The 9,422-nt window shown below is 40.5% G+C and carries 11 protein-coding genes; 3 read left to right on the top strand and 8 right to left on the bottom strand.

Translation table 11 applies throughout. The annotated features are described in order from the left end of the window. Positions 1–53: 53 nt before the first annotated feature. Positions 54–647, bottom strand: a complete 594-nt coding sequence (locus tag NE671_RS10435; RefSeq protein WP_021650371.1) for a YdcF family protein — start codon at positions 645–647, stop codon at positions 54–56. A gap of 144 nt (positions 648–791) precedes the next feature. Next, positions 792–1,556 carry an N-acetylmuramoyl-L-alanine amidase gene (locus NE671_RS10430; RefSeq protein ID WP_110102449.1) on the bottom strand — a complete coding sequence of 255 codons (765 nt, stop codon included), beginning with the start codon at positions 1,554–1,556 and terminating at the stop codon, positions 792–794. Between the two features lie 226 nt (positions 1,557–1,782). Here NE671_RS10430 and NE671_RS10425 point away from each other — a divergent pair, with 226 nt between their 5' ends. The 3 genes from NE671_RS10425 to NE671_RS10415 all read left to right on the top strand — a co-directional run bounded on the left by NE671_RS10425 (position 1,783) and on the right by NE671_RS10415 (position 4,561). Continuing rightward, positions 1,783–2,760, top strand: coding sequence for an ABC transporter substrate-binding protein (locus NE671_RS10425; protein ID WP_044960660.1), 978 nt, complete (start codon positions 1,783–1,785; stop codon positions 2,758–2,760). Positions 2,761–2,849: 89 nt separating this feature from the next. Further along, positions 2,850–3,764, top strand: a complete 915-nt coding sequence (locus NE671_RS10420; RefSeq protein WP_022427133.1) for an ABC transporter permease — start codon at positions 2,850–2,852, stop codon at positions 3,762–3,764. Positions 3,765–3,766: 2 nt separating this feature from the next. Beyond that, entirely contained in the window at positions 3,767–4,561 is a 795-nt protein-coding gene (locus tag NE671_RS10415) for an ABC transporter ATP-binding protein (protein WP_021977269.1), read from the top strand. Positions 4,562–4,724: 163 nt separating this feature from the next. Here NE671_RS10415 and NE671_RS10410 read toward each other — a convergent pair whose 3' ends face one another. The 6 genes from NE671_RS10410 to NE671_RS10385 form a co-directional block, all read right to left on the bottom strand. After that, on the bottom strand, positions 4,725–5,657 hold the full coding sequence (locus NE671_RS10410) for a DUF5688 family protein (RefSeq protein ID WP_129975279.1): 933 nt from the start codon (positions 5,655–5,657) through the stop codon (positions 4,725–4,727). Between the two features lie 306 nt (positions 5,658–5,963). Then, positions 5,964–6,434 (bottom strand): low molecular weight protein-tyrosine-phosphatase, encoded by a 471-nt coding sequence (locus tag NE671_RS10405; RefSeq protein ID WP_015524623.1) that lies wholly within the window; start codon positions 6,432–6,434, stop codon positions 5,964–5,966. A gap of 215 nt (positions 6,435–6,649) precedes the next feature. Then, positions 6,650–7,864, bottom strand: coding sequence for a site-specific integrase (locus NE671_RS10400; protein WP_173740458.1), 1,215 nt, complete (start codon positions 7,862–7,864; stop codon positions 6,650–6,652). Between the two features lie 104 nt (positions 7,865–7,968). After that, complete coding sequence (locus NE671_RS10395; protein WP_021650362.1) at positions 7,969–8,190, bottom strand: excisionase; 222 nt, start codon at positions 8,188–8,190, stop codon at positions 7,969–7,971. A gap of 425 nt (positions 8,191–8,615) precedes the next feature. After that, positions 8,616–8,888 (bottom strand): helix-turn-helix domain-containing protein, encoded by a 273-nt coding sequence (locus NE671_RS10390; RefSeq protein WP_015541278.1) that lies wholly within the window; start codon positions 8,886–8,888, stop codon positions 8,616–8,618. Then, positions 8,875–9,312, bottom strand: coding sequence for an RNA polymerase sigma factor (locus NE671_RS10385; RefSeq protein ID WP_005426505.1), 438 nt, complete (start codon positions 9,310–9,312; stop codon positions 8,875–8,877). The genes NE671_RS10390 and NE671_RS10385 overlap by 14 nt, the downstream gene beginning before the upstream one ends. Positions 9,313–9,422 lie beyond the last annotated feature (110 nt).

Below are 9,422 nucleotides of genomic sequence, written 5' to 3'. Positions count from 1 at the left end.
GAAAATCGCTATGCCATAGCCTTGGTAGGCCATCGCGCAGCGATTTTGTTCAATTAATTTTTTTTGAGCATCAATGAAAATTGTTTAATTATTCTAGTTATTTCCCCCATTACCTCATCAATTCCATCATTTGTCATAATCCACGTATTTTTATCTATAGAATCCACACAACACGAACTCACAAAGAATTCCGTATCCGGATAAAGCAACTTGTAATACATCAACGCACGTCTTGCATGACAGGTTTTACAGCAGAGAATCGCCTTTTTGATATCCAGGTATTCTCTGTCTGTTACCTGCCGGGAATAAATTGCGTTCTCATAAGTGTAGGTTGCCTGATCTTCTTTCAGAATCGCTTCTTCCGGTACACCATTCTGCATCAGAACATCTTTCAAAAAATCCCATTCCGTTTTGTATGTCCCACAATAACATTCTTTCTTGTCAAGAACTCCTGTAAATCTCCCTGCTGTGATACTGTATCTTCCACTGGGCAGGATCTTTGGTGCAAACCCATTCCTGTAAAGCTCCGCTGCTTTTTCCGCCATTTGAGGATATCCGTTTCCCGGAACAAAGATCACATCCGCTTTTTCCGGCTTATCTTCTATAAACATGAAATCTTCTATCTGTTTCAGAAACTCTTCGTACATTATTTTCTATGTCCTTTCTTTACCATCTGCAGCTAAATCCCGGATCAAAAGATATTTATCTGACAGGTATCCCTTATCCAGCTTTCTGTATTGCCTAATCATATCACTCTTTCGTGGCAGATGCACTAACAGATCATCTGTTTTCTATTTTGTAACGATCACTGTGCTATATCCACTGTCCCTCAGCCTTTGTTCCATATTGACCGCATTTCCTAGCTGCATATATGCTCCTACCTGAACTTTGTAAAGATCATTCTCTCTCAGGATAAACGCCGGAAATCCCTGATCTGTCAGCTGATACAACATCCTGTCTGCATTTTCCCGATTTCGAAATGCTCCTGTCTGTACCCGATAATACAATGGCTCTTCCACCGTTTCCTCATTCAATGTTCCCAGAATGGCATCTGCGATGCTTCTGGCAATCTCTTCGAATTTTTTTTCAAAAAGCTGATTATCCTTTTCCGAGTTTATAAATCCGGTCTCGATCAAAAGTGCCGGCATTTTTGTGCGCCGGAGCACTACCAGCCCCGGACGTTCTTTTACGCCCAGTTCCCGAAACCCCAGTTCTCCCAATGCTCCCAGGATATTCTGTGCCATCTGATATTTAATGCCTTTCTTATCATAGACCAGTACTTCAACTCCATTGTATTGTTCCGGCTTGGAACTGCTGTTGCGATGAAAAGAAATAAAAAAATCTGCTCCAGCTTCATTTGCAGCTTTCGCTTTTTCAAAAGGAGTCTGATAAACATCTGTAGTCCTGGTATAAACCACATCTACGCCATTCTCTTCCAGGATCTTTCCTACTGCAAGGGTCAGTTTCAAATTGTCATCCTTTTCCTTGCGATCTTTATAAACAGCACCCGGATCTTCTCCACCATGTCCGGCATCCAGAACGATTTTATATGCCATGTTCTTTCTCCTTAAGAATTTCATTCACAATATGATATGACTGTATGTTTTTTCCTGTGCCTGCATTTCATTTCATGCTTTATTTTGTTTTCCGGATCTGTTTACTCAACATATTTTCACGTTAATTCTTCTTGACTTTTAAGCGTTAAAGTGTTATATTAACACAATCAGTGTTGTATTTTTAAATAATCCAAAAATATAGCAACATCGTGAGGAGGAAAACAATATGAAAAAGCGTATTTTAACAGCTGTACTCGCAGCAGCTCTTGTAACAGGAACCTGTGCTGCCACAGTAAGCGCCAAAGAAGAAAAGACTTACACAATAGGTATCTGCCAGCTGGTCCAGCATGACGCACTGGATGCCGCAACCAAGGGTTTTGAGGATGCCATCACTGAAAAGATGGGTGATTCCGTAAAATTTGACGAGCAAAATGCACAGGGTGATTCTAATACCTGTTCTACCATTATCAACAGCTTTGTTTCAGAAGGGGCAGACCTGATCCTTGCAAACGCAACCGCATCTCTTCAGGCTGCAGCTGCCGGAACTTCCGATATCCCAATCCTTGGAACAGCCGTTACCGAATATGGTGTCGCTCTTGGAATCGATGACTTTGACGGAACAGTAGGCGGGAACATTTCCGGTACTTCTGATCTTGCTCCTCTTGATGAGCAGGCCGATATGCTCCATGAGCTTTTCCCGGATGCAAAAAATGTCGGACTTCTCTACTGCTCAGCAGAGCCAAACTCCCAGTATCAGGTAGATACAGTAAAAGATGCTCTTGAGAAGCTTGGTTATACCTGTGAAGATTATGCATTCTCTGATTCCAACGATCTTTCATCCGTTGTTACCACAGCTGCCAATGACAGTGATGTGATCTATGCACCTACAGATAATACTGTAGCATCCAATACTGAGATCATCAACAACATCTGTCTTCCGGCAAAGGTTCCGGTAATCGCTGGTGAAGAAGGTATCTGCCAGGCATGTGGTGTTGCAACACTTTCCATCAGCTACTATGATCTTGGATACAAAACCGGCGAAATGGCAGTCAGCATCCTTCAGGATGGTAAAGATATCTCCAAAATGCCGATTGAATATGCACCAAAATTCACAAAAGAATACAACAAAGACATCTGTGACGAGCTTGGTATTAAAATTCCGGATGGATATGAAGCAATCGAAACAGATAAAACAGCTGAATAATCGGTAAAAAACCTATTATACACTGATACAGCGAGAAGGGAGTTCCCCTTCTCGCTGTTCGTGCATAAAAAAGAGGAGGATAATTTAACATGCAGATTATGAGTTTAATAACCGCACTTCCAGGAGCTGCCGCACAGGGGCTTATCTGGGGAATCATGGCGATCGGTGTGTACATTACATTCCGCATTCTTGATATTGCGGATCTTACCGTTGACGGAACTTTATGTACAGGCGGCGCTGTTTGTATCATGATGATGCTCAGCGGACACAATGTATGGGTGTCCATGCTGGTTGCAACAGGAGCCGGACTTCTGGCCGGTCTTGCCACTGGTATTTTTCATACCTTTATGGGCATCCCGGCTATCCTTGCCGGAATCCTGACACAGCTTTCCCTTTATTCTATCAACCTAAAGATCATGGGAAAAGCAAACCAGGCGATCAATGTTGATAAATTTAATCTTCTGGTATCCCTTCGACGTGTCAAGGGTGTTGCTCTGACACAGAATACGCTTTTTATCGTAGCAATTATGATCATCATTCTGATTGCAGTCCTTTACTGGTTCTTCGGAACTGAACTCGGATGTTCCCTGCGTGCGACCGGATGTAATCCAAGCATGTCCCGTGCACAGGGTATCAACACAGACCGCAATAAGGTTCTGGGACTGATGCTTTCCAACGGACTTGTTGCTCTTTCCGGCGCTCTTCTCACACAGTACCAGGGATTTGCAGATATCAACATGGGACGTGGTTCTATCGTTATCGGTCTTGCTGCAGTAATTATCGGTGAAGCGATCTTCAGCCGTATTTTCCGCAACTTTGCACTGAAGCTGTTAAGCGTTGTATTTGGTTCTATTCTTTATTATCTGGTACTTCAAATTGTTATCTGGATGGGAATTGATACAGACCTTCTGAAAATGCTTTCCGCACTCGTCGTCGCATTGTTCCTTGCTTTCCCATACTGGAAGGGCAAATACTTTACAAAAGCCAAACAGGGAGGTAAATGATCATGCTGAAACTGATCGATATACATAAAACATTTAATCCGGGCACCATCAATGAAAAGGTTGCTTTAAACGGCGTGGATCTTCATCTGAACGAAGGTGATTTTGTTACAGTCATCGGAGGAAACGGCGCCGGAAAATCCACTATGCTGAATGCAGTTGCAGGTGCCTGGCCTGTAGATTCCGGAAAAATCATTATCGGTGGAACCGATGTCACAAAACTTTCCGAATATAAAAGAGCCGCGTATCTTGGCCGTGTATTCCAGGATCCTATGACCGGAACTGCTGCAACTATGGGAATTGAAGAAAATCTCGCTCTTGCCAAACGCCGCGGAAAATCCCGCCTTCTCCGTCCGGGCATTACCCGCCAGGAACGGGAAGAATACCACGAACTCCTGAAGATTCTCGGTCTTGGTCTTGAGGACCGGCTCACTTCCAAAGTCGGACTCCTCTCCGGTGGCCAGCGTCAGGCATTGACACTTCTGATGGCAACTTTAAAGAAGCCTCAGCTTCTTCTTCTGGATGAGCACACTGCTGCTCTTGATCCGAAGACTGCAGCCAAGGTTCTCGAGATCACAGACATGATCGTAAACCGCGATCATCTGACAACCATGATGATCACCCATAACATGCGTGATGCAATCACTCACGGCAATCGTCTGATCATGATGTGGGAGGGAAAGATCATTCTGGATATCCAGGGCGAAGAAAAGAAAAAGCTTACAGTCAAAGATCTCCTGGACAAATTCGAAGAAGCCAGCGGTGAAGAATTTTCCAACGATTCCGCACTTCTCAGCTAAACCACAAAAAAAGAACTCTTATAATAGTTAGACAAACAGCATAACACATGGAAAGAACCTGGCCGGAATTTCATTCTTTATGATGGATTCCGGCCTTAATTTCTGTTCTAATGCCCAAATAACGATAAACTCAAAGCACTTCCATATGTCACCTCTCTTTAGCTCATTTCAATTCCACAGAGAATTCACCACTCCTTCTGCTGTATCGATAAATGGAAGATGTCAGATAGTCCTCTTCCGGAGTTGCTTTCTCGAGCGTATCACTTAAAACTTCTTTCAAATCTTCCGGATAAACCACATCCGCATTATGGACCATTACTTCATGAACACTGGTAAAAACCAGATACAGGTCTGACCCCAGAAGTTCAGAAAGACGTCTGGCTACCCCGGGCAAAAAGATTGCTGCCGCTCCATTAGTACGCTTTTCTGTACTCAGGCAATTCCCGGCAATCCCTTTATTTGGATGGTATGTTCCAAGGATATCCATGAAATTATCTCCTTCATATGTCTTATCAAACAGCATTTTTTCCCAATGATAGATTCTTGGTGGACTGATAAAATATGTATTTATTAGAGCAGCTTCGAAAACAGTATCCGCATCTTTTCCCCATTTCTCCACAAAGCTTTTCTTGATCTTTGCACTCAGAACATATCCCTCTTTTTCTCCTGCAAGATAATAAACCACTAAAGCAATATCTCCGATTTTGTGATGAACCAACTCCTTCAGTATAGTCCTGTTTTTATCTGCATTCAGAAGTCGAATAAAAAGTCTGCTTTTTACCTTCTCATAATCTTTCAGATCGTCCAAATCACATAGCACACAATTTTCACTGACTTTTTTTATCTCCCTAACACAATCATGAACGATATTTTCAAAAGAATGTTCCTGACAGTACCTTTTATAAAGCTCTTCTGTATGCAACCCGCAGACTGTTTTTGCCTTTTCCATATGACCACTCTCTACAAATAGCCTATCTCCCAAACAGCCATATTTTTCTCCATCGTTTGAAAAATAAATTTCTTCTTCCTTCAGGTCCATAGCCGCAAGAAGAAGCTTTCTCAAGTCCGTGACAAAAGTTTCATAACTTTTTTCCATATTTAATTTCCTTTCTGTGAAACAAAGCGGACGAATGTCCCGACAAAATCCTGTGCGTTCTCACAACGACGCACAAAATGATTCTGATCTGATAACATGATTAGATATTTCTGTGGAAAGAACTTCCACTGTAGAATTGCAGAGAGCAGATTTCTCTGCTGAATCTGAGTTGCCTGCTGTATGGACAAGTATAATAGAAGTTTTCAGATTTGTAAAGAAGTTTTCATCGACAGAAAAAGCAGCTTCCGCTGCCTTTTGCTGTCATACCTTTTGTATTGTTTCAGATTTGTGTCTCATTCCGAAATATCAGTAATGGATTTCTCCATGTTTCTCCAGATAATCCAGAAATCCCTCACAACCTTCCTGTATATCTTCATAAGTTTCGTCAAAATTTCCTGTATACCAAGGATCCGCAATATCCCGTCCTGATCCGGCAAAAGTCAGAAACTTATAAAGCTTCTCTTCCGGGTCATTCTTCAGCATCCTGTTAAGATTACGCATATTAGCAGAATCCATACCAATAATATAATCGGATTTTTCATAATCCGCCCACGTAATCTGCTTCGCTCTGTGCGGAACCAGTGGTATTCCCACTTCTCTCAGCTTGTTCACTGTTCCTCTGTGAGGTGGATTCCCAATCTCCTCTGTACTTGTTGCAAAACTGTCGATCAAAAACTGATCTGAAAGGCCGAGCGTTTTTACTTTGTGCGTAAAAACACTCTCGGCCATGGTTGATCTGCAGATATTGCCGTGGCAGACAAATAACACACTTATCATTGCTTAAAACTCCTTGAAATGCTGTATTTACGCTGTTTACAGGCATTTTCCGATAATCTTCAATCCTGTCATTTTCCTGTATATCACAGCATAAATTCGTATATTTTCTTATCCAAATTTAGTAACTTCTTAGTAATAATCAGCCTGGAAAACAGGCTTTCTAAGAACCTTATAATCAGATTATTTTTAATTCTTTTTTCTATTATTTTATCATACTATGCCAGTTTTGCAATCCTATTCATCTCTTCTTTTGCATCAATTAATCCCAGATGCGTATATACATTTAACGTAACCCCTATATCAGAATGTCCCATTAAATATTGGAGTGCTTTCGGATTCATTCCAGCTTTCGCCATATTGGAACAATATGTATGCCTACATACATGAGGCGTGATCTTTGGCATTTGTTCCTCATGAGTACGATTATACTTTCCTAACGCCCACTGAAAATGTTTTTCCCAATGAAGTGCTACCTCAGGCATATCTTTTTTATCCAGGAATAAGAATCGACTATATCCATCTATAATCGGCTCAACCCTTACTTTTTTACGGTTTTTCACAATCTGTTCAAAACATTCATAAACTTCATCTGTCATCGGCAACATTCGTGTTCCACTTGAAGTTTTGGTATCTTCAATAACGTATTGCATTCCTCTGGTTCTCTGAAGCTGATGATTTACATTGATTTTTCTCTCCTGAAGATCAATATCTTTCACTGTCAATCCACAAAACTCAGAAATACGAAGTCCAGTCTTAAACAAAATAAACATTCCATTATAGTATTTTGAGTAATGGTCATCATTTCTGATAAACTCCAGAAATAACTCTTCCTGTTCTTTTGTAATTGCCTGTCTTGTAATACTGTCATTTACGACAACTGTACATAATTGAAATTCAAAAGGATTCTTGCGCAGTAAATCATCTTCAACTGCCATCTGAAATGCAGGTCTTACAATTCCACGCACACTGTGAATGGAACTGTATCCTCTTCCATCTGTTTGCAGCTTAATAAACCATGCTTTTGCATCCGACAATTTTATTTTATCTATTCTTCTGGTTCCGAATTCTTCTTTTTTTATTATATTGATCACAAAATCATAGTTCGCCTGAGTGTTATGACGAACCCCCTTTTTTTGTCCAATATATTTTTGAACCAAATCCAAAACTGTTAAATTTCCTCCGTAAGGTACTATACCATCATGTAAATCTCTTTGGATATTTTTTTCTTTTTCCCTTAGAGCTAAGCATGGTCTGCATCCAGTTGGCAGAGAATCTGTTGGCTCTAATTTCCAACTATACAAAAACTTCTGCTTTCCATAACAATCTGTATATACAAACGCATATCTTCCATCTTTTCTCTGACTTTCTCCGTTTCGTAAAATTCGACCTTTTTTATCTCGTCGTTTTTGGTCACGTTTTGTTTTACCCAAACGTCTTCGCCCCTTTCTACGAAGAAGCCCTAGCACGATATAGGTATTATATCATACCAGGGCTAACATTTCCACTTTAAAGTGCTAAATTGTTCGTATATTTTTTACAAAGACGTAGTCTGATCCAGAAAGGCCTCAAATTTCTTACGGTTAATCAATGACTTACACCCCACCTGGACTGTAAAGCAACATTCTGAATTTAGATGTTCCGAAATAAGCATCCTTATTTTCTTTTCACCTATTCCAAAATATTGCACTGCTTCATCCACCGTAAGCATATATTTTTCCCAAATTGGAATCTTACCTTTTTCAATTTTAATCGCCACTCTTCTCTCCTCCTTTTCTCTTTGGACAAAACATTTTTATCTGCCCATGACAATTTACAATTTTATACACTGTCATCGGCAGATAAAATTACAATACAGGTGGCAGTTCAGTACTCTGCCCACATCGGTTTTGCACCGTCATTAAATATGACCAGTTTTTTTTCTGGAAGTATCATTATCACAGATATGCTTCGTCGCCCTGTGCAGCTGCTACACATTTTGTCAAATTCTTCTCGCTCCATACCTTTACTTCAATGTTATATTTCAGCATTTCCTCGTATTTACTCCATTAACAGAGCAGATATATCATGGCGGATTTACCTAGTGGCTCTACATATCTTCACGTCCTGTATGTAAAACAATATACAATTTTCAAGGTACAAAAATTCCTGAAGGGGAAAAGGAATCTATATTAAATACTCCCTTTACTGATTACTTTTCCTTACATATGATTTCGTATCAAATCCCAAGGTCTTAGTAATCAGTTTTGCTTCCAGGCGTTGACGCAGAGTTTCATCTACACAGTAATGCACCTGTCCAAATTCGTCAAACATTTTTCTGGTAGCCAAAACTGTTATGTACCCTTCATAATGCTTCAACACTGCCTGGATTGCCTCAGTATCACCAGTTGATGCTGCCTCAATAACATGGAATGGCAGCAAATCAAATGCGCATTTCTGTTTTTTACTTTTTTTCATTTGCAGATTCCTCCATATTTTTTCTCATCAGTTCCAGTGATCGTCTACGATGCTCATTAATTGTGCTGCGTACAAGATTCATTTCTCTGGCAATGTCTGCATCACTCATATCCATAAAATATGATAATAACACAACATTCCTTTTCTTTTCAGTAAGTGTCTGCAGTGCTTCAGCAATCAATGCATCTTTGACTTCTATGTCGTAACCCAGGACCTGAAAACGATGTGTTTCCATTTCATGCTCATCCATTATAAAAAGTCTGCTCAACTCCTTTTCTGATAATTCTGACAACATCACTTCATACTTCTGGCGATATGCCATATGCTTTTCATAATTAATAACTTCACTTTTCAATGCCAGCTTGCACAGAGAATCAAACTGATGTCTGACTGTCTGCTCATCTTGAAAAGAGGATTGCTCCATAAGAGTTCACCTCCTTCCCCGCCGGTAGGCAATAAGCAAAGTTCTTGCTTCCCCTTCACACATATCCCAAACGGATGAGTGCATTTGTCGGGGCGTGGGAAGAAATTTTT

Origin of the sequence: Blautia sp. DFI.9.10 (assembly GCF_024461705.1) — a bacterium.
GTDB classification, from domain to species: Bacteria; Bacillota; Clostridia; order Lachnospirales; family Lachnospiraceae; genus Blautia_A; species Blautia_A fusiformis.
The sequence above is the reverse complement of the archived record's forward strand: the minus strand, read 5'-3'. Positions and strand labels throughout refer to the sequence as shown.